Here is a 22670-nt window from a genome sequence, read left to right as displayed (position 1 = left end):
GGTGTTACAACGCAATGCATAAGAACCAAAGGAGCGGATTATGTATTGAGAAAGTTTGCTACCTATCTTCTTGTATCATCGCTGCTCATATGGCTTACAGCTTATGGGCAGGAGCAGGAAGCCTCGGCGCAGCAACAGGTCTCAACCAACCATCAGCAAGAGGTTGATGAGTCGGCGATCGATTTGTTTATCGAAACTCAGCTAGAGAAGTCTCATAGCCCAGGCGCAGCGGTTGTAATTGTTCGTGGAAATGAGGTGGTCTATGCTAAAGGCTTTGGCTGGGCTGATTTAGAACAGGGTATTCCGGTAACTAACACAACTTTATTTGAATTAGGATCGACGACCAAGGCATTTACGGGTTTAGCGATACTTCAGTTGGAGCAGCAAGGTGTTCTAAGTCTGGATGCTCCGGTAACTCGTTATTTGCCTTGGCTGGAATTGAATTATGAAGGGGTACCCGTAAATGTAACGATTGCTCAATTTTTGCATCATACCAGTGGGGTGCCCTTTGCTTCTCTGGCTTCTATTCCCATTGATGCAAGCGAGGAGGCACTGGAGCGAACGGTGCGGGGGATCGCGGGAAGCGAGCTTGCTTCTCGCCCTGGAGAAAGTTATGAATACGCTACGATTAATTATGATGTTCTCGGATTAGTCATTCAGCAGCTCTCGGGAATGACATATGAGCAGTACATGCTGAAAATGCTTCAGGAACTGGGATTAAATCACACATTACCTGTATCGGAACTGAACAATGACGGGAGAGTAGCCAAGGGCTATAAAATTTTAATGAGCTCTCCGCACCAGTTCCCTGCCCCCATATACAGGGGGAATACTCCGGCAGGCTATTTGTTATCCAATGTCGATGATATTGGGCGCTGGCTAATGCTCCAGCTAGGAAATGTAGATGTGCTCCCGGCTTATCAATCTATTCTGGATCGCTCTCATGACCCTGGTACACTGCCTCAACAGGATCAGGATGGAAATTATTATGCTGCTGGCTGGTTCGTGTCGTCTCAAGGGAATGAATGGTCACATCAAGGCTCTAACCCAAATTACTCATCCTATATTATTCTGCGTCCAGATCAAAAGTTAGGGGTAGGCGTGCTCGCCAATATTAATTCGGCTTATACCTTTCATATAGGAAAAGGGCTTGTCAGCATGTTTACAGAGGAGCCGATGCCGGATGAAGAAGCTGATTTTTATCCACAGCTTGATCGGATCGCCATGGGAGCCGTCTTTGTTATAGGGAGTCTTATTCTTGGTCTGCTGCTGGGAATGATCCGGCTATTCCTACAGCTAAGACGCGAGCAAAGGGGTTATGTCCCTTTAAGCAGCAGAAGCTGGTTAAAGCTTGGTCTCGTGTTCGTGCTTTTCATTCTGTATTACTGGGGCATAAGCAAGCTCATCACATTATTATTTTCAGGCTTGCCTCTGGAGGTGGTCGCTGTCTGGGCACCATCTACCGTGATTTGGGCTATATATGGAATTTATTTCATAGGATTGATGTTATTGGTTTATTTTGCGGTGGCTTGTTTGTTTCCCTACAAAGAGCATATCTCTACTAAATCATATGACAGAGTGATAGAACCGGATGCGGCTAAGGAGGTGAAATAAGTGAAATATAAGCTTTTTTGCTTGCCTTATGCTGGGGGTTCGGCAACGGTCTATCATCGTTGGAAGCGTTATTTGCATGAGGATATTGAAATACATCCATTGGAACTTGCAGCTCGTGGTAGAAGGATGCTGGAGCCTCACTACTTAAGCATGCATGAAATGCTTGAGGATCTCTACCGTCATCTGGAAACTAGCATAGATGATACGCCTTTCATCTTGTTTGGTCACAGTATGGGAGCGTTAATCGCTTATGAACTGGCTCATATGACTAAGCAGCGTTTAAAACGGGATCCAGCCCATCTTTTCGTCTCAGGAACCTATCCGCCTCATGCCAAAAAAACAAATGTTCTTCACTTACTCTCAGATGAGCGTTTACAGCAGGAAATTAGGCGGTTAGGCGGTACAGAGGAGGAACTCTTTCAAAGAGAGGAACTTATTCAACTGTTCTTGCCAATGCTGCGCAGAGACCTAGAGCTGGTAGAAACACATAATTTTGCGAGCAAGCCGGAGTTAATTCATTGTGATATTTCTGTATTAAATGGAGTTGATGATCCGGCTACAAAAGACTACGTATTATCGGAATGGGCGCGCTATAGCAGCAAATCCTGCCGGGTTTATTCGTTTCAAGGCGGCCATTTTTTCATCAACGAGCAGACTGAACAGGTGGTTTCCCTAATTCATAAAGTCATTTCTAATCCAGTACTATGTTCACCGAAAAGGAGTCGTGGATGATGATTCAAACTGTTGGCGTTGTTGGAGCTGGAGTAATGGGGAGCGATGTTGCCTTAGATTTGGCTTGCAACGGATATAAAGTAATCCTTAAGGATATTGATGAAGCAGCCGTGCGGCGGGCAAAGGAGAAGATCCAGTCTGAATTCCGCCTATTAAAGATGGTGAAACCGAAGACCAAACCGCTTTCACTGGAGGAAGTAATCGAGCGCATAACTTTTACGACAAGCTATGACAAGTTCGGAGAAACACAGTTCGTTATCGAGAATATTACTGAAGATTGGGACATGAAGAAAAAAGTATATCTTGAACTGGCAGGGGTATGTGGGGCGGATGTCTATTATGCAGCCAATACTAGCTGTGTCTCAATAACTAAAATTGGCGCGCTTATGCCGAGACCTGAGAGAGTGATTGGCATGCATTTTATGAACCCGGTTCCGATGAAGAAGCTCGTTGAAGTGATTCGCGGAGAACATACTTCCGAAGAGACGATCCGTGTAGGCAAGGAATTCCTGCAGTCCTTCGATAAGGTGCCGGTTGTGGTCAATGATTTTCCGGGCTTCGTTACGAACCGCGTGCTAATGCAGATGATCAATGAATGTGTCTGGCTGATTCAGGATCAGGTAGCTGAACCGCAGGATGTGGATAAAATTTTCCGTCTGGGGTTTGAACATAAAATGGGTCCATTGGCTACATGTGACCTCATTGGTTTGGATACGATTCTTTATTCACTGAATGTGCTATATGACAGTTATAAAGATCCCAAGTTCCGGCCGTGTCCGCTGCTTGTAAAAATGGTGGATGCCGGATATTTAGGGAAGAAAGCTGGAAAAGGCTTTTTTGAATATCGTTTGTAAGGGAGGGCATTTCGTGAATAAGGAGCCGAAGAAGCCGAAGGAGATCAAGTGCATCGTATGGGATCTGGATCATACGATGTGGAATGGAATTTTGCTGGAATCCAATGAGGTAGAGCTGAGGCCGAATATGAGGGATATTCTCGCCACCCTTGATTCCCGGGGCATACTGCATTCCATTGCCAGCAGAAATGATCGAGATCATGTGATGAACAAATTGCGGGAACTGGGCATTGAAGAATTCTTTCTATATCCCGAAATCAATTGGAACGCCAAGTCCAGCTCGATTGAAAGTATTTGCAGCAACCTGAACATTGGCAAGGATACACTTCTGTTTATCGATGATCAGCCTTTTGAGCTTGATGAGGTAAGGAGCGTACACCCCGAGGTGGAATGTATTCATGCAGACGACTATTTGACACTTCTCGCTCATCCCCGTTTAAATCCCCGATTCATCACTGAAGATTCCAAGCGGCGGCGGGCGATGTACCTGGAGGATATTCAAAGGAAGCAGGAGGAAGCAGAATTTCAGGGGCCGCAAGAGGAGTTTTTACGCTCGCTGGGGATGCGGTTTTTGATCAGCGAGGCGATGGAGGAGGATTTAAAACGGGCCGAGGAGCTAACGCTTCGTACCAACCAACTCAATACAACGGGTTATACATACAGCTATGAAGAGCTGGATCGAATCAGGCAATCACCGGATTATTTGTTGCTAGTCTGTGAGTTGACGGATAAATACGGTTCCTATGGGAAAATTGGCCTTGCACTCATTGAGCTGAAGGAGGACTACTGGCATCTTAAGCTGCTGCTGATGTCTTGCCGTGTCATGTCACGGGGAGTCGGCACCGTTATGCTGACTTATATTATGGAGCAGGCAAAAAAAGACGGAAAGGTACTGCGTGCCGATTTCAAGCAAACAGATCGGAACAGGATGATGTATATCACCTACCGTTTCGCTAATTTCACGGAAATATCCAATGATGGTCAGGGCAATATCGTATTTGAAAATAATTTAAAACAAGTTCAGCCGTTTCCGCCTTACATTGAAGTTAAGGTCACGGTTTCAGGAAGAAAGGGGTAACCGATATGGATATAAAGGAAAAAATCAGGAACTTTATTGAGAGCAATCTGATTGTTTTTGAGGATGAAGCTGTGTTCACGGACGATGATAACATATTCCAAATGGGGTTTGTGAATTCCTTGTTTGCGATGAAGTTGCTCGGTTATATTGAGCAGGAGTTTGGCATTACAGTTGCTAATGAGGATTTGGATATTGCGAATTTTAGCACGTTAAACAGCATAGTAAGGCTTATCGGCAAGCATAAACAGGAGGTGTAAGCGGGTGAATGCTCATACATGCACTTCTGCTGCTTCAATTATTGAAGAAGCCGGGCAGTTCGCTGCCGAGGAGGTTCGGCCACAGGCGGGGTTGATCGATGCTAGCGGAGAGCTTCCCCGTAGTCTGATTCAACGTATGGGGGCATTAGGTTATTTGGGCGCCAGCTGGCCAGTGGAATATGGCGGCTTGGGGCTTGATCCGGTGGCCTATGGTCTGTTCACTGAGCAAATAGGCAAGGCTTGCAGCAACACCAGAGCTATGTTGACCGTGCAGACTTCACTGCTCGGCGAGACGATTCTGCGATTTGGAACCGAGGAACAAAAGAGTTATTGGCTTCCGCAGATGGCAAAGGCCGAGAAGCTAGGGGCGTTTGCCTTATCCGAACCCCACGTTGGCTCAGATGCTAAAAGTGTACAAACCACTTATCGGCATGAGGGCGACCGATTTATTTTAAATGGCAAGAAGAAATGGATTACGCTTGCGGGTATAGCTGATTTTTTTGTAGTTGTTGCCGTGGATTTGTCTGGACAAATAACCGCCTTTTTTGTCGAGAGCGACCGCAGAGGAATAGATGTCAAGCCGTTACAGGGTCTGCTCGGTAATAGAGCGGCGCATCTCGCTGAGATTGAATTTAATGAGGTAGAGGTGCCAAAGGAGAATGTGCTGGGTAATGTAGGGGGCGGTTTTACTTATATCGTCTCCACCGCACTGGATCACGGCCGATATAGTATTGCCTGGGCCGGAGCGGCTATCGCGGCTGAAGCTCTTGAGTCGATGGTGTCCTACTCCAGATCCCGTTCGCAGTTTGGTGAGAAGCTACATCAATTTCAACTGATTAAAGGAATGATCGGTGATGCTGTAACCAAGGTACATGCCGCTCGTTCTCTATGCCTGAATGCAGGAGAATTGCGTCGTACTGGTGATGCGGAGGCCATTCATGAAACGACGATTGCCAAGTATTTCACATCGAAGGCCGCATTAGAGGTCACGAATGATAATGTACAAGTCCATGGCGGTAATGGCTGTCACAGTGACTATCCAGCCGAGCGGTTGTTGCGAGATGCTAGGGTGCTGGAAATTATCGAAGGTACGAGTCAGATTCAGCAGCAGGTCATTGCTCAATATGGATTGCGAAAATATGGAGTAAAGAAACGATACACGGTGAAGCAGTAGAGGATAGAGTCAAGCAGTAGCAGGATAAACATTGAACTCAACAGTGATAGCAGCGGGATACATTAAACCGGTAGCAGACGGCAATATCGGTACAAGAAAGGACGGGTGAGCGTGGGAGAATCTCAGAAGCTGGATAGAAGCAATGTTGAGGATATTTTGGCTTTGACTCCGATGCAGTCAGGGATGCTGCTTCAATATTTAAAGAATCCTGATACTACGCAATATGTAGAGCTGATTGAATTGGAAATTCACGGAGAAATCGATGAAGCTTTGTTCGAACAATCGTGGCTGCATGTGGTAGAGGCTAATGAGGCGCTGCGTGTAGTGTTCCGATGGGAAGAAGTCAGCCAGCCTGTTCAAATTGTGCTGAAGCGGCATCGCCCTGCCATTCGCTTTATGAATTATACCCATGTAGATGAGACGAAGCAGATACAGCTCATATCGGAAGCCATTCAGGCGGATAAGGCGGAGAAATTTAGGCTGGATGAGGTACCGTTTCGAATTACGCTGTTTAAACGGACAGAGCAAAAGCATACGCTGCTCATGAGCTTTCATCATATTCTGTTTGATGGCTGGAGTACAGGAATTGTGCTGAAGGAGTGGCTGGAGGCTTATCACAGTTTGCAGCAGGGATTGATGCCTACGCTGCTTGGGAAACCACGGCTGCAGCAGCTTGTGTCTATGCTACAGCACAACAGGCCGGAACAGGAAAGCTATTGGAGAAATTACTTTCAAGAGTTAGGTAGTAAGCCGCTTGCGACGCCAAAACATAAAGTGAATTCCGGGGGTCCCACGGAGATTTCTGTTTATTCCCAGTATAGAGATCGTTCATTTATGGAGGAGCTACAGCGTTATGTCCAAGCAAAGGAAGTGACGCAGGCAGCTCTCTTGTATACTGCGTGGGGAATTTTGCTGCAGTATTATACGAACAGTGATGATGTCATGTTCGGGACGACGGTGTCCGGGCGGAATGCCTCCATTTCTAACATCGACCGCATGGTCGGGTTGTTTATTAATACTCTTCCTTTCAGAATGCAAGCGTATCCGGACTCTAGCTTGTCCGAGCTCGTGGGGCAGGTCAATCGTTCTATTCATGTCCGTGAGGAGTATTCAGGAACATCGCTTACGGATATTAAAGCTTACGCGGGGCTGTGGACAGAGGGAAATCCGTTTGATTCGCTTGTGGTTATAGAAAACTATCCTTTAGATAAAGCGTTAACAGACTTGTCAGGAACGCTTGCAATTGTTTCACATCGGTCTGAAGAAGAAACGGAATTTGATCTGACGCTGCGTATTCAAATGACAGCGGAACTGGAAATGTCTTTTGTCTATAATATGGAAGTCTATAACCAAGAATGGATTGAGAGGTTAGCTCATCGCTATCTCTACATATTGGAACAAATCATTTCTTTTGCTGGTCAAGATGGATCTGAAGATGGCACGAGGCTAAAGGATTTAAGTCTTCTATTGCCCGAGGAAGAGCAACGGATTTACGAGTTCAATCAAACAGCTGCCGAATATCCCGACCAGAAGCTGGTTCATGAGTTGTTCGAGGATTGCGCCCGACTGCATCCAGAACAGCTTGCTGTTTCTGATGGGGAGAAGTCATATTCGTATACCGAATTAAATGCGCAAGCCAATCGGATTGCTCATATGCTGCAGCAAAGTGGTTTGCAGCAGGGACAGGTCGTTGGCCTTATGGTAAGGAGATCCACAGAAATGGTTGCAGCCATTTTTGGCGTGCTTAAGGCCGGTGGCGCTTATTTACCGTTAGATTCGGCTCAGCCCGGCGAACGAATCGAATATATGCTGAGTAACGGACAAGTGAGGCGGGTGCTCGCCGTGCCAGATCTTGCTAAGCACATCCCTGGGGCAGCAGAGGTGCTTTTACTAGACAATACGTTGCTAGAGCAGGGTGAGGCAGGGAACTTGGTTGTTCATTTAAAAGATTCTGCGGAGCCAGCCTACGTGATGTATACCTCAGGTTCTACAGGAACCCCGAAGGGGGTTGTGGTAACTCATCGGAACATTATACGTTTGGTTTGCAATACGAACTATGTACAGGTTCTGCCACAGGATCGGATGCTGCAGGCTGGAGCCATCGGCTTTGATGCGCTCACCTTTGAGGTGTTTGGAGCGCTATTGAATGGAGCCAGCTTGCATATTGCTGATAAACATACTCTGCTGGATCCGGCAAGGCTTGATAACTATTTGCGCACACAAAATATTTCAACAGGCTTGCTTACGCCGGCATTATTTAATCAGATGGCACAGCAGCGTCCGGAGATGTTTAACGGGATGCGGGATTTAGTCGTTGGCGGAGATGTCCTATCGCCCAAGCATATTGAGGCGGTTAGACGGGCCTGTCCGAAGCTGACGATTTGGAATGCATACGGACCTACCGAAAATACAGTGATTTCAACCTGCTTCCGAATTGATCGGGAGTATAGCGAGCAGGTTCCCATCGGGTCACCCATCCATAATTCGACAGCATATATCGTTGATCGTCATGGTCAGCTTATGCCTATGGGAATTCCAGGTGAATTGGTTGTAGGCGGCGATGGTGTTGCACGTGGCTATTTGAATCAGCCCGAATTGACAGCAGAGCGATTTATACCGGATCGGTTCCGGGGGAATGGAATGATGTACAAGACAGGCGATTTGGCGCGATGGCATGTGGATGGTTATGTGGAATATTTAGGACGGATGGATAATCAGGTGAAGATTCGCGGGCATCGCATCGAAACAGGGGAGGTCGAGAACGTCCTTCTTCAGCATCCATTAATTCAAGAAAGTGCAGTTACAACCTGTAAGCGCGGTGAACAAACAGAGCTTTGTGCTTATGTCGTTGCTAGCGAACAGGCACCTGCTGCGACCCTGCGAGCTTACTTGATGGAAAAATTACCCGATTATGCCATTCCATCTCATTTCATATATCTGGAGCAAATTCCGCTTACCCCAAATGGGAAGCTGGATCGCAAGTCTCTTCCGGAGCCCGAACTACAGCTTCGGAGCAATTCAGATGCAATTACGCCGACAACAGAAATGGAGCAGTTGATTGCAGAGGCGTGGAAAGCGGTATTAGGGCTGGAGAATGTAAGCATTCATGATAAATATTTTGAAATTGGCGGCAATTCCATTAATCTCATTCAACTCCAGAGTATGCTGCAGCGCAGGCTTAAGCGGGATATCCCGATTGTGGCCTTGTTTCACTATCCGACCATTCACGAATTGGCGGAGTATTTAACAGAACCCGCCGACAGGTTGGCCTCCGATCCAGATGACATGGACAGCCAGGGATTGGATCCCGAGCAAGCTGCTGTAGAAGGGATAAGCGGACAGACCGCTTCTGCTGGAGCAATCCGTCAGGATATTGCCATCATTGGGATGGCCGGCAGGTTCCCCGGCGCGCGAGATATCGGTGCATTCTGGGATAACTTATTGCAAGGGAAGGAAAGTATTTCCTTTTTTACAGAGGATGAATTAGCTGAGTATGGATTTGATCGGGAATTGATGAAGCGGCCTGAGTTTGTGAAGGCGAAGGGCGTATTGGATGATATGGATCAATTTGATCCTGCCTTCTTCGGATACACTCCTGATCAGGCGGCAATGATGGATCCGCAAATTCGTCTGCTGCATGAATGCGCCTGGCATGCCCTGGAGGATGCGGGATGTGATCCGGAGCGCTCGGAATCTACAATTGGTCTGTTTGCCGGAGTTACGAATAATTTTCACTGGTTAACTCAGCTATCAGATCGCTTGCATGGAAGCTTGTCGGATATGTTCGAGGTAGATTCTCTGAATGACTCCTATACGGTGAGTACACGCATTTCGCATAAGCTGAATTTGAAGGGACCTGCCATCAGCCTGCAAACAGCTTGTTCCACATCACTGGTCGCTGTGCATCTGGCATGCCAATCTATTTTGAATGGCGATTGCGAAATGGCATTGGCGGGTGGTGCGTCAATTGTTCTGCCCCAGAAGTCCGGCTATTTGTATCAGGAGGGAATGGTGAAATCACCGGATGGACATTGCCGTACGTTTGATGCCAAGGCCAGGGGCACGATTGGCGGTGACGGGGTTGCGTTTGTGGCACTTAAGTCGCTTGATACGGCAATTGCAGATGGCGATCAGATTTATGCCGTCATTAAAGGATCAGCCATTAACAATGATGGAAGCCGCAAGGTTGGCTTTACAGCGCCTAGCGTTCAAGGACAGGCTGATGCCATTGCCAAGGCACTGAAGGCGGCTCGGGTTCCAGCAGAGTCGATTACTTATGTTGAGGCGCATGGTTCAGGAACTACGCTCGGTGACCCTATAGAAGTTGAAGCTTTAACTAAGGCATTCCATACAAGCAAGAAAGGGTTTTGCCGGATCGGATCCGTGAAGACCAATATAGGACATCTCGATGCCGCAGCAGGAGTAGCTGGGTTAATAAAGACGGCCCTCGCTTTGCGGTATAAACAAATTCCACCAAGCCTCCATTTTGAGACGCCAAATCCTAATATTCATTTTGCAGATAGTCCATTTATCGTGAACAGTAAGCTTACGAAGTGGGAACGGGGAGCCTATCCTTTACGGGCAGGGGTCAGTTCCTTTGGCATTGGCGGTACGAATGCGCATGTCATTTTGGAGGAGGCACCTGTATACGTGGCAGCAGAAGAAGAAAGGGAGGAGCAGCTGTTGGTTTTGTCCGCTCAGAGTCCGGCAGCGCTTGACGAAATTACGGGGAATTTACTTGCTTATTTGCAGAAGAATCAAAGCACATCGCTTGCTGATATAGCCTATACCTTGCAATATGGCCGCAGGCATTTCAAATATCGGCGGATGCTTTGTTGTGAGTCCACCGCGGCAGCGATTGAGGCATTAACGCCTGTAAATCAAACAACGAGTTTTGATGAGCGGAAGGTGCTGTCTTTTGTAACGGGAGATGCGCGAAAATCAGCGGTGTTCATGTTTTCTGGCCAAGGATCTCAGTATATCCATATGGGGGCGGGCTTGTACGAGGAGGAGCCGATCTTCCGTACGGAAATGGATCATGGTTTTGCACTTTATCGTCAAATCACAGGCGAGGATTTAAAGGAGATAGTATATCCGTCCGAAAATCATGAACTAGCTGCTGAGCATCTGACACAGACGAAATACATTCAGCCGGCGATATTTCTACTTCAGTATTCGCTTGCCCGTCTTCTCCTGACATGGGGAATCAAGCCGGAAGCGATGATTGGTTATAGCTTTGGCGAGTATACGGCCGCTTGTCTGGCGAAGGTCATGAGCCTTGAAGAAGCAATGAGGCTGATTATACTGCGCGGAGAACTGATGCAGTCAGCACCGGCTGGAGCTATGCTCAGTGTTCCTTTAACCGAGGAGGAGTTGAAACCGTTCTTAAGCGGATCTTTATCTTTAGGAGTCGTGAATGGGGAATCCTGTATCGTTGCGGGCACAGATGACGAAGTTGCGGCACTGGAGCAGACCTTGAGGGCGCATAAGCTTATGTGTATGAGATTGCCCGTATCAACTGCAGGTCATTCTTCTTTGCTTCAGACGGTAATTGAGCCATTTGCTGAGGCGGTACGCAGGGTTAATCTTCAACCTCCGGCAATTCCCTACGTATCGACCACGACAGGGAAATGGATTACGGCCGAGGAAGCAACGGATCCGGATTATTGGATTCGTCATATGACAGATACGGTACGCTTTGCTGAAGGGATCGCCCAGCTCGCCCAGCAGTCTGACCGCTTGTTTATAGAAGTTGGGCCAGGTCAGGATCTAACGGTGCTTGTGCGCCGTCATTTGAATACAAATTATGGACAACAGGCGGTTAATCTGATACGTCCAGCTCAGCGCGAGGCATCGGATGTTCGGGTACTGGTTAACCGAATTGGAAGGTTATGGATGTATGGCTTGCCGATCCAATGGAAGGCATTTCATCGTAGCTTCCGTACGATCGTATCTTTACCGGGATATCCCTTTGCGCGACAGCGTTACTGGCTTGATAAGCAGGTAGGAAAGAAGCCGCAGGCCGGAGCGCTGATCGGAGCGGGAGGCCCCCGTGAGCAGGACAAGCTCGACAAGCTGCCGGACATGGCAGATTGGTTCTACCTGCCAACCTGGAAGAAGTCGCCTCTACCTCGGCCAAGCTTAAGCGAAAGTGAACCTCAGAATGCATGTGCAAATGAAAATGCAAATTCTCATCGCTGGCTTGTGTTTCTAAATGAGGCCAATACGATCGATGATGTGAACGGGTATTATGATTCTGACTGTTCAAGCTTTGGCCGGGAATTGGCTGATCGGATTGCAGGGCTGGCTTTACAGGTTATCACGGTTAGTCCTGGTGAACATTTCATGAAAGCTGGAGCGATGCATTATATTTTAAATCCACAGGATGAGGAGCACTATACGAAGCTGTTTTCCGATTTACAAGCCAAGGGTCTGATGCCAACAAGGCTGCTTCATACATGGGGAATAAGGGAGCGCAATGCCTTTGACGACCCCTTGAGATGGCTGCAGACCACCCAGGAATTGGGCTTTTACAGCTTGTTATACACGGCCAAAGCAATGAAGCAGTATAACAGTGGGGCAGATGCACATTTGTGGGTTTTAAGCAGCAGCATGCAAGCTGTCGCAGGAGAAAAGGTTCTGTATCCTGAGAAGGCAACAGCCTTAGGACCATGCCGGGTTATTCCTCAGGAGCTGCCCTTTATGCAGTGCAGTAGCATCGATGTACTTTTGCCTGAGGAAGGAAGCTGGCAGCGCGATAAATTATTAGATCGTTTGCTTGAGGAATTTCGTTCCATGAGGTTTGAACTGGCCACTGCTTATCGTGACAATCAACGGTGGGTGCTTGATTACGAACCAATCAGAGTGGCTGAACCAACAGAGAATGCCCCGGGATTGCGACAAGGCGGCGTTTATCTGATTACTGGCGGTCTTGGTTATATCGGCCAAGTGCTTGGCAGTTATCTGGCCAGGAGCGTCCAAGCAAAGCTGGTGCTTACGAGCCGCTCCTCATTCCCTGCCCGTGAATCTTGGGAGGAATGGCTTAATAGCCATGGGGAAGATGACATTGTGAGCAAGCAAATCCGTAAGTTGTACCAGCTCGAGCAGGAAGGAGCGGAAGTACTGGTTCTGCATGCCGAGGCTGCTGATTTAGGTCAGATGCAGTCGGCAATTGCAGCAGCAGAAGCTAAGTTTGGCCCTATTCATGGAGTTATTCATGCTGCAGGCATGACCGGGGATGCCGCATTCAGTATGCTGGAGGAGACGGAAGAGATGCGATGTGAGCAGCATTTCAGCGCCAAATTGTATGGGCTGTTAGTGCTGGAGCAAGCTCTCAAAGGCAAGGAACTGGATTTTTGTCTGCTGACCTCTTCGTTATCTCCGATGCTGGGTGGCTTGGGTTTCGTAGCTTATGCAGCGGCAAATCATTTCATGGATGCCTTTGTTCATGATTATAATCGGCGAAGTCGGGTGCCGTGGACATGTATAAATTGGGATGGCTGGCAGCTTCAAGAGGAGCAGACGATTCGCGGACAGTCAGGAAATCGAGCTTCCATCTCGGACTTGCTTATTGTGCCTGAGGAAGGGGTGGAACTGTTTAGACGATTGCTAACTGCAGGTGATGTTAACCAGCTTGTTATCTCAACTGGAAACTTGCAGGAGCGGATTATAAAGTGGGTGAAGCGTGAAGCTCAGGATAGCTATCCAAATCTACCGGAAAGTGATGAGGTTTATTATGCCAGACCTGTACTGTCTGGGGAATATGAAACACCGGCTACTGATACTGAGCGTCAATTGTGTGGGATCTGGGAGCGAATGTTCCGGATTGAGCCAATTGGCGTGCATGATGACTTTTTCGAGCTAGGCGGTGATTCGCTGAAGGCGATCACCGTGGTAACGGCTATTCACAAGGAGTTGCGGGTGGAAATCAGTCTGCCAGACTTCTTCAATATGCCTACGATCCGCCAGCTGTCTATTTATATTGAGTCAGCAGAGCAGAGTGATTATTTTGATATCGAGCCGGCTCAGGAACAGGCTTATTACGAGCTGTCGTCAGCCCAGAAGCGATTGTATTTGATTCAGCAAATGGGCAAAGAGCATACAGGATATAACGAAATCGTTGCAGGCATTCTGGAAGGTTCATTGGATGTTGAACGGCTGGCAGATATTTTTAGAAGATTAATAGAGCGACATGCGAGTCTGCGAACCTCATTCGAACCGGTTGATGGCAAGCCCATGCAGAGAATTCATCCTACGGTCCCGTTCGAGATGGAGTATGCGGATTTTACAACAGAGAATGGGTCGGATTGTGAATTAGAGGAAGCAGAGCGAATCCGTGAGGCAATAGAACGGTTTGTGCGCCCATTTGACTTAAGCCGTGCGCCGTTAATGAGGGCAGGAGTACTGAAGCTGGGAGAGCAGCGACATGCGCTTATGGTGGATATGCACCACATTGTGTCAGACGGATTGTCACAGGATATTTTTGTGAATGATTTCATGGCCTTGTATGACGGCAGAGCATTGCCTGAATTGACTTTGCAGTATACAGATTTTTCGGAATGGCAGAACAAAGTGATGGTTACGGAAGCGATGAAGAAACAAGGGGATTATTGGCTCCAGCAGCTGAAGGATGCTCCATCCTTGGCTTTACGGACGGACTATCCTCGTCCGGCAATGAGAAGTTTTCAGGGAAGCCGGATCGAGTTTGCTTTGGATGAGTCCAAAGTTGAGGCTTTGAAGGCACTTTGTCTGAAGGAGGATGTCACCCTGTTTATGGCATTGCTCGCAGTGTTTAATCTGCTGCTGGCAAAGCTGTCTGTACAGGATGATATCGTTATCGGCACGCCGATCGTTGGCCGCAAGCAGCAGGCATTACAGCTAATTATCGGAAAATTCGTTAATATGCTGCCTATTCGCATTCGATTAAATATGGAAATGAGCTTTATTGAGCTGCTTCAAGCAATACGGGCAACGACGTTGGAGGCTTTCGCGAATCAGGAATACCAGTTTGAGGAGATGGTGCAGAGGCTTGGCAAGGAACGGGAATTGGCGCGAAATCCGATTTTTGATGTTGTTTTTGCTATGCAAAACATGCAAAACCCAGATATGAGTATTCCTGGATTGGTCTTGCATCCGTTCTCTTTTGTACATGATGCCGCTCATTTTGATCTTTCATTGATTGCTGAAGAGGATGGGAAGTATCTGTCCTTTAAGTTTGAATACAGTACAAGCCTGTTCCGGCGGGAAACGATCGAACGCTTTGCCAGGTACATGGAGGATATCGTAACTAGCGTACTAAAAAATCCGGCGATTCAGTTGAAGGATATCGCTATTGAGCACCACCTGGCTGAGCCGGAGCCTGTGTTTCTTACAAGTGCCCAGGGGGAATTTGAATTGTAGACCGGTTGGCATCTTAAAGGGAGGTTTAGGTATGACAGCAGGGTCAGATTATCATATGGACAGATTGGCGATAGCCGCGTCGCAAAAAAGCAAAGAAAGGGATTTCTGGTTAACCACCTTGTCTGATGAGTTCGAGAAGGAGGGTTTCCTTTCCGACTATCCGCATGCAACCGGGGTTACCGTGGAGAAGGTTGCTTTAAGCTTTCCAATGGAGTTGGCAGAGCGGTTGGTAAAGGTAAGCGGAAATTCAGACTCTAAGCTTCATGTTGTATTAGCTGCTGGACTTGCGGCTCTATTAAGCCGTATGACCAATCGTAGCGAGGTTGTGTTAGGAACCTCTATCTACCGGCAGCGAGAGGAAGCGGACTTTATTAACACCGTGCTTCCTTTGAGGGCAACAATGGAGGCCGGGATCACATTCAGACAATGCCTCTTGAATATGCAGGAGATGATTGTATCCGCGGTAGAGCATCAAAGCTATCCCATGGAGCTGATCGCAAGGCAGTTGGGGCTGCCGCTGGATGATCATCAGGCACATCCTTTATTTGAAGTGGCACTGCTTCTGACCAATATTCAGGATGAGTGTTTTTTGAAAAATACCCGGTGTAAAACCTTATTTACCCTCTTGAGAACAGATACGAATGGTATTGAGGGGGAGCTTCAATATAATGCCGAGTTGTATCAGCGCGAGACGATGAACAAGATCATTTCTCGTTATATCCGACTCCTGCAGGAAGCTTTGGCAAACCCGGATATGCCATTAACGCAATTCGATATTTTGCTGCCAGGTGAGAGGGAACAGCTGCTGCAATCCTTTGTCGGCAATACAGCAGATTATCTGTGTGAGCAAACTGTACACCAGTTGTTTGAGGAGCAGGTGAAGCGCAGTCCTGAAGCACTGGCCGTAGTTAGTTCAGCAGGTTCGATAACTTATCGGGAACTGAACGAAAAAGCGAATCAGGTGGCGAGGGTACTATGTAAAGAAGGTGTTGAAGCAGGGGACATTGTCGGTCTTCTGCTAACCCCTTCTACTGAAATGCTCGTGGGAATGCTGGGGGTGATGAAGGCAGGAGGTGCATTTTTGCCGCTTGATCCGGATTATCCGAATGATCGCATTCAATATATTTTGACGGATAGCCATGTAAAGGTTGTACTTACACAACAGCAGCTTGCTGATAAATTAGGCAGCCGGCCGGGATTATTTCTTGATGATCCTCAGGGCTTCAATGAGACGGTGGATAATCTTGGAGACCCAAATAGCTCGGCAACTGATTTAGCATACGTTATCTATACCTCCGGTTCAACCGGACAACCCAAAGGAGTCATGATTGAGCATCGTTCTCTGACGAATTTGTCTTATTGGCATAATCGTGCTTTTGAGGTGACAGCAGCTGATAGAAGCATTAAATATGCCGGGTTTGGCTTTGATGCATCGGTGTGGGAAGTGTTTCCTTACCTGCTTGCAGGAGCTTCGCTTTATATCGTTCCGCCTGAAATTCGCCTGGATGCGAAAAAACTGGGATTATATCTTGCTGAGCAGGAGATTACGATTGCCTTTCTGCCCACGATGATGTGTGAACAATTTATGGAATTGGTACAGTCGGAGGACATCGCGCTGCGAATTCTGCTCACGGGTGGAGAACGTCTGAAGCGAGTCAATCCGGGGAGCTATCGTCTCTTTAACAATTATGGGCCAACCGAGAATACAGTTGTCACCACTTTTGTTGAAGTGACCGGAGCAGATGGGGTAATTCCAATTGGACGGCCTATCGACAATGTTCAGGTATATATCTTGGATCAGCAGCTTCAGCTACTGCCCCCAGGTGTGCCCGGTGAGATTTGTGTAGCTGGTGCAGGGCTCGCCAGGGGATATCTGGGCAGACCAGAGCTAACGGAGGATAAGTTTGTGCAGCATCCATTTTTGCCGAATGAACGACTGTATCGCACAGGGGATCTGGGACGCTGGCTTCCGAACGGCATGCTCGAATATTGGGGACGGCAGGATGATCAGGTGAAGGTGCGAGGATACCGTATCGAACCAGGCGAGATAGAAATGCATTTGCGCCAGTATGAAGGTGTCCATGAAGCCATTGTTCTTGTTCGCGAGGATGAGGCGGGTCAAAATATGCTTTGTGCGTATTACACCGGGATGCCTAGTGTATCCGCGTCTGAACTGAGAACCTGTCTGCTTGCGAAATTGCCGAGCTATATGATTCCAGCCTATTTCGTTTATTTGGAGCAGTTTCCCGTAACGGCTAATGGCAAGCTGGATACGAGAAGCTTACCTGATCCAAGGAAACATGTTCATACCGGGAAAGAATATGTTGCGCCACGTGGTGAAATCGAGGGTGCACTGGTTCGGATTTGGTCGGAAATACTGGGAATGGATGAAGATAGAGTAAGTGTACATGATACCTTCTTTGATTTAGGGGGAAATTCATTTCAGCTTGTTCAGGTGGTCAATAAGCTGAGCGAAACGTTTGGCCATGACATTCCGGTACCAGTGTTGTTTCAGTATACAACCATCGCAGCGCTCGGCGGGTATCTGCAGCGCCTCAATCACGGGGATGAGCAGCAACCTGTTGATATCGCAAATCACGAGCAATTGGATGAAGGCTTTGAAATGATGGAGCAGACCATGCTCATACTGGAGGGGAATACGGATGCCTGACAGCCGAAATGTACCCGCAGCACAAGCGTATAGCGGGCTGGAAATCGCCGTAATAGGGATGGCAGGAAGGTTTCCGGAAGCCCGCAGCATCGATGAATATTGGGAGAACTTGAAGAACGGCAAGGAGTCGGTACATTTTTTCTCGGATGAAGAACTTGCTGCGGCAGGAATAGCTTCAGAACTGATACAGAATCCGCGTTATATAAGGGCGAAGGCGCTTGTCCCGGATGCCGAATGGTTTGATTCTGATTTTTTTGAGTATACGCCGCGTGAAGCCGAGGTGATAGATCCTCAGATTCGTCTATTTCATGAGGTTGCATGGGAAGCATTAGAGCATGCCGGATATGATCCAGAGCAAACGTCCGGATCAATCGGCCTGTTTGCAGGGGCCTCAGCAAGTATTTACTGGCAAATGGTGGCGATGCTCTCCCGAAGTGACAGCATGTCAGAGCAATTTGCCGCACTGGCGTTATCGGATAAGGATTTTTTGAGTACGCGGATCGCGCATAAGCTTAATCTAAAGGGACCCAGCGTTAATGTTGATTCCGCATGCTCTACTTCGTTGCTGGCTATACATTTGGCCTGCAGGTCGCTGTTAACGGGAGAGTGCAAAATTGCTTTGGCTGGCGGTGCTACAGTGACGGTGCCGCGAACGGAGGGCTATCTACATGAAGAAGGAATGATTAGTTCCCCTGACGGTCACTGCCGGGCATTTGATGCCAAGGCCAAGGGCACGATTGGTGGGGAAGGCGCGGGAGCTGTTGTATTAAAAACGTTGAAGCAAGCTCTTGCGGATGGCGATTGTATATATGCCGTGATTAAAGGTTCTGCCGCAAATAATGACGGAACGCGTAAAATGGCTTATTCGGCTCCAAGCATAGAGGGGCAGGCCGAGGTGATTCGCGCAGCGCAGCGAATGGCGCGTGTCTCGCCGGAGAGCATTAGCTATATTGAAGCCCATGGTACAGGAACAACCTTAGGGGATCCTGTGGAAATAGAAGCGCTGAAGCTTGCTTTTCAGACAGAGAAGAAGGGCTATTGCCGGATTGGCTCAGTGAAGACCAATATCGGACATTTGAACAGTGCTGCTGGTGTTGCAGCTTTTATGAAGACGGTGCTGTCCTTGCAGCATAAAAAGCTGCCGGCAAGTCTACATTTCGAACAGCCTAATCCAAAAATTGATTTTGGGAATAGCCCCTTTGTTGTGAACACCGAGCTGACGACTTGGCAGAACGAGAATTATCCGCTAAGGGCAGGCGTTAGCTCCTTTGGCATAGGTGGTACAAATGTGCATGTTGTGCTTGAGGAAGCGCCGGCTGTTAAGAGCGGAGATGAGGGCAGGGAAGCAAAGCTGCTGCTGCTGTCGGCTCGGACGGAAGCTGGTCTGGAGCAGGCGACGGCACGCTTTCTGGAATATCTGCGTAGGCATCCGGATACTCCCCTTGCGGATATCGCATATACACTCCAGGCCGGACGACGTTCTTTTCGCCATCGGCGCATGCTTGTGGCTTTCACATCGAAGGAGGCGTGCAGTCTACTGGCAAGCCGACCAGCTGATCGTGTGATCACAGAAGTATGTGATACGACTCAGCCGAGGCTGGTGTTTATGTTTCCTGGTCAGGGTTCACAGTACGTGAACATGGGTTTGGATTTATACGAGCAGGAACCGTTTTTTCGTGAAACGGTGGATCAGTGTCTGGAGCTCGCCCGGAGCAAAATGAATGTGAATTTAAAAAGTATTTTATATCCTCCCGATGAACAGGCGCTTGAAGCGGGAAAACGTTTGGGTCAGACGGATATAACGCAGCCGGCTTTGTTTATTTTCTCATATGCGCTAGCTCGTCAATTAATGAACTGGGGACTTCAGCCAAGTGCCATGATTGGACATAGTGTAGGCGAATATGTGGCGGCTTGCCTCTCCGGGGTGATGGCGCTTGAGGATGCACTGGGGCTGGTCATTGCAAGAGGCCAGCTGATGCACAGCGCTCCCGCAGGCGCCATGCTCAGTGTGCGGCTGTCTGAGCAGGAGCTTGCCCCGTTGCTGCATGAGCGCTTATCCGTAGCTGCGGTCAATGGGACAGCGTTGTGTGTGGTATCCGGAGCATTTGAGGATATCGAGGAAGTGGAAAAATCGCTTCTGGAACAAGGTGCTGCTTATTCCAGGCTTCACACTTCACATGCATTTCATTCCTCCATGATGGAACCAGTAATGGAGCCATTCATTCAGCAGTTTCATTCAATACATTTACACAAGCCGAAGCTTCCGTACATTTCTAATGTCACCGGCACTTGGATTGCCAGTGAAGAGGCAGGATCGGCTGAGTACTGGGCGAAGCATTTGCGGGGAACAGTGCGGTTTGATGATGGTCTTGGGGAACTCCTGAAGGATGATAAGGCTGTTTTTGTTGAAGTAGGCCCTGGTAATACCCTTAGTACATTTGTGCGACGCCATTCGAGAAAAGAAGCAAGTCATCATGTGGTTAGCTTGGTTCGTCATCCTAAAAACGAAGTAAATGATAGCGAGTATTTGCTGCAGCAATTAGGGCGGTTATGGCTGGCTGGAGCTCGTATTGACTGGAAATCATTCTATGCAGGTGAACGTCGTCTACGGGTTGCCTTGCCAACTTATCCATTTGAACGACGTCAATATTGGGTGGATCCGCCACGTGATTTTGACATCTTAAAGCAGGGCTTGTCAGGAAAAGCTCTTTCCGTATCAGATGCGCAGCGCAATAAATCGGCTGTAAGAAAGGAGACGGTTGGGGAGTGGCTGTACACGCCAGCCTGGGAACGTTCGATATTGGAGCAGGAGCCGGCCAGACTATCCTCCGAGCAGCACTGGGTTGCCTTTATTCCTGAAGAGGGGCTTGGGGTACAGCTCGTGGAAAAATTAAGACAGGAGGGGGCGAATGTTACCGTAGTTCATCCCTCCACTTCGTTCGCTCACGTGGATGCCCACACCTACCGGATTAAGCCGGGAGAAGCGGAGCATTATGACCGTTTGCTGCAGGAGCTATCCGCCTCCGGTCAGCGTCCTAGTTCCATTATTCATGCTTGGTTAACGTCAGGCGGGATAGGAGTAGGCACGATAGGTAAATCGAGTGATGCAGCCGAACTGGGCAGTACAGACAGCCTAGATCTGCTTCGTAGTCAGCAAATGTTTGAATATGGCTATTACAGTTTGATAGCTCTTGCTAAGGCGATAGGCTGGCGTGGAATCCAGGAAGAGCTGAATCTTTATGTGGTAACAGCGACGATGCAGGAGGTAACCGGGGAAGAGAAGTTAATACCAGAACAGGCATCTGTGCTTGGGGCTTGTCTTGTGATTCCGCAGGAGTACCCTAATGTGAAGTGCCGCAGCATTGATATTGTTCATGATATATCGCCAAATAAAGCTGCCATCGGCGGAGAGCGCCAGCAAGCGTTATTGGACAGCCTGCATAGAGAAATTACCTCAGCCTCCCATGATTTGATCGTTGCTTATCGCGGTACATACCGCTGGGTGCAGAAGTTTATTCCAGTGCCTGAAGTGAAGGCTTCCGCAAATATGAGGCTCCGGGAAAAGGGAGTTTATTTGGTTACTGGGGGCTTAGGGGGAATTGGCCTTACCTTGGCAGAGTATCTGGCCAAAACGGTAAAGGCAAAGCTGGTGCTGACTGGTCGTTCGGTGCCGAATGGGCCGGATTGGCGCAGCTTCGCAGAGATGAATAGCGACGACCAGGACTTAGCGGCCAAGCTGAGTAAGCTGGCCGAGCTTGAGGAATATGGCGCTGAGGTGCTCGTGTGCCGTGCAGACGTCTCTGATGAGCAGCAGATGGAACAGGTTGTAAACCAGGCTATGGTTCGTTTTGGAACTATACACGGTGTCATTCACGCAGCGGGAACGGCTGATGGAGCATTGATCCAACGGCGTACGCCGGAGCTTGAGCAGCGGGCGATGGCTGCTAAGGTCAAAGGCACACAGGTGCTGGGACGAGTGCTGGGAGAAGCACTTACGGGAGGCAGGAAGCTTGATTTTCTAGTTTTATGCTCTTCACTAGTCAGTGTGCTTGGTGCGATAGGTCAAGCAGGTTATTGTGCTGCTAATGCATACCTCGATAGCTATGCTTATCGCAAGCAGGGGAGTATTGCTGCACATATGACTTCAATAAATTGGGATGGATGGAAGGGAGTGGGGATGGCTGCGGCGGAGCAGGAGACGGCAGCAACCCGGGTTCAACCACCAGCCATTCATGAAGCTGAGTCCAAGGTGCATGGTGTAAGCGCAAGTGGGGAGCAGCAAGTATCGACAATGCAAGTTTCAGCAGGACAATTTATTCAAGGTGCCAGCGCACACTTGCTGCCGGAGGAAGGCATTGCTGTTTTTCACCAAGCGTTAAGCAGTGGCCTGCCGCAAGTACTGGTATCTACAACGGATTTATCGATCCGGATGCAGAAGGCGCGGGAAGCCTCGTTGCACTCCATGATGAAAGAAGGAAATGAGGCAGATGAACAAGCTTCTCAGGGAAGGACTGTCCCGATTCAAATCCCTGCTGGCGATGAACTGGAGCAGCTGATTTCCCAATTGTGGAGGGAATATCTTGGTGTTGATGAGCTAGGCCTGCATGACAATTTCTTTGAACTGGGGGCAACCTCACTGGATTTGATTCAAATGAATACGAAGTTAAAGAAAGCGTTGCACATGGAAGTTTCGGTCGTGGATATGTTCAGTCATTCAACGATTCATTCATTAGCTGAACTTATCAGAAGAACAGCTTCTGGAGCAGAACCTCAGGAGCAAGCGGTTGATCGTTCGGAGCAAATCAGTGAGGGAAAAAGCAGGTTAAAGCAGCGATTAAACAGGCGTGATCGGAAATAAAGTTACAGGATGAACGATCTGGCGGGAAGAATC

The 22670-nt window shown here is 48.4% G+C and carries 9 protein-coding genes; all 9 read left to right on the top strand.

What is annotated here, in order from left to right:
• Window positions 1-45 precede the first annotated feature (45 nt).
• The 9 genes from EIM92_RS22055 to EIM92_RS22015 all read left to right on the top strand — a co-directional run bounded on the left by EIM92_RS22055 (window position 46) and on the right by EIM92_RS22015 (window position 22637).
• Window positions 46-1614: a serine hydrolase domain-containing protein gene (locus EIM92_RS22055; RefSeq protein WP_164515178.1), complete on the top strand. Its 1569-nt coding sequence runs from the start codon at window positions 46-48 to the stop codon at window positions 1612-1614.
• A complete protein-coding gene (locus EIM92_RS22050; protein WP_125084684.1) occupies window positions 1615-2346 on the top strand; it encodes a thioesterase II family protein in 732 nt (243 codons plus the stop codon).
• A complete protein-coding gene (locus EIM92_RS22045) occupies window positions 2343-3200 on the top strand; it encodes a 3-hydroxyacyl-CoA dehydrogenase family protein (protein ID WP_125084683.1) in 858 nt (285 codons plus the stop codon). Before EIM92_RS22050 ends, EIM92_RS22045 begins: the two co-directional genes overlap by 4 nt.
• A gap of 13 nt (window positions 3201-3213) precedes the next feature.
• Complete coding sequence (locus tag EIM92_RS22040) at window positions 3214-4278, top strand: HAD-IIIC family phosphatase (RefSeq protein WP_125084682.1); 1065 nt, start codon at window positions 3214-3216, stop codon at window positions 4276-4278.
• A gap of 5 nt (window positions 4279-4283) precedes the next feature.
• Window positions 4284-4535: an acyl carrier protein gene (locus tag EIM92_RS22035; RefSeq protein WP_125084681.1), complete on the top strand. Its 252-nt coding sequence runs from the start codon at window positions 4284-4286 to the stop codon at window positions 4533-4535.
• 4 nt (window positions 4536-4539) lie between these two features.
• Window positions 4540-5709 (top strand): acyl-CoA dehydrogenase family protein, encoded by a 1170-nt coding sequence (locus EIM92_RS22030; protein ID WP_125084680.1) that lies wholly within the window; start codon window positions 4540-4542, stop codon window positions 5707-5709.
• A gap of 111 nt (window positions 5710-5820) precedes the next feature.
• On the top strand, window positions 5821-15108 hold the full coding sequence (locus EIM92_RS22025; RefSeq protein WP_125084679.1) for a non-ribosomal peptide synthetase/type I polyketide synthase: 9288 nt from the start codon (window positions 5821-5823) through the stop codon (window positions 15106-15108).
• Between the two features lie 31 nt (window positions 15109-15139).
• Window positions 15140-17779, top strand: a complete 2640-nt coding sequence (locus EIM92_RS22020; RefSeq protein WP_125084678.1) for a non-ribosomal peptide synthetase — start codon at window positions 15140-15142, stop codon at window positions 17777-17779.
• The gene (locus EIM92_RS22015; protein WP_125084677.1) at window positions 17772-22637 is read left to right on the top strand and encodes a type I polyketide synthase; all 4866 of its coding nucleotides are present in this window, start codon (window positions 17772-17774) and stop codon (window positions 22635-22637) included. Before EIM92_RS22020 ends, EIM92_RS22015 begins: the two co-directional genes overlap by 8 nt.
• Window positions 22638-22670 lie beyond the last annotated feature (33 nt).

It is taken from the genome of Paenibacillus lentus (assembly GCF_003931855.1).
In the GTDB taxonomy this organism is placed as follows: Bacteria; Bacillota; Bacilli; order Paenibacillales; family Paenibacillaceae; genus Fontibacillus; species Fontibacillus lentus.
Note: the sequence above shows the minus strand (reverse complement) of the source record. Positions and strands in the feature narration are given on the sequence as shown.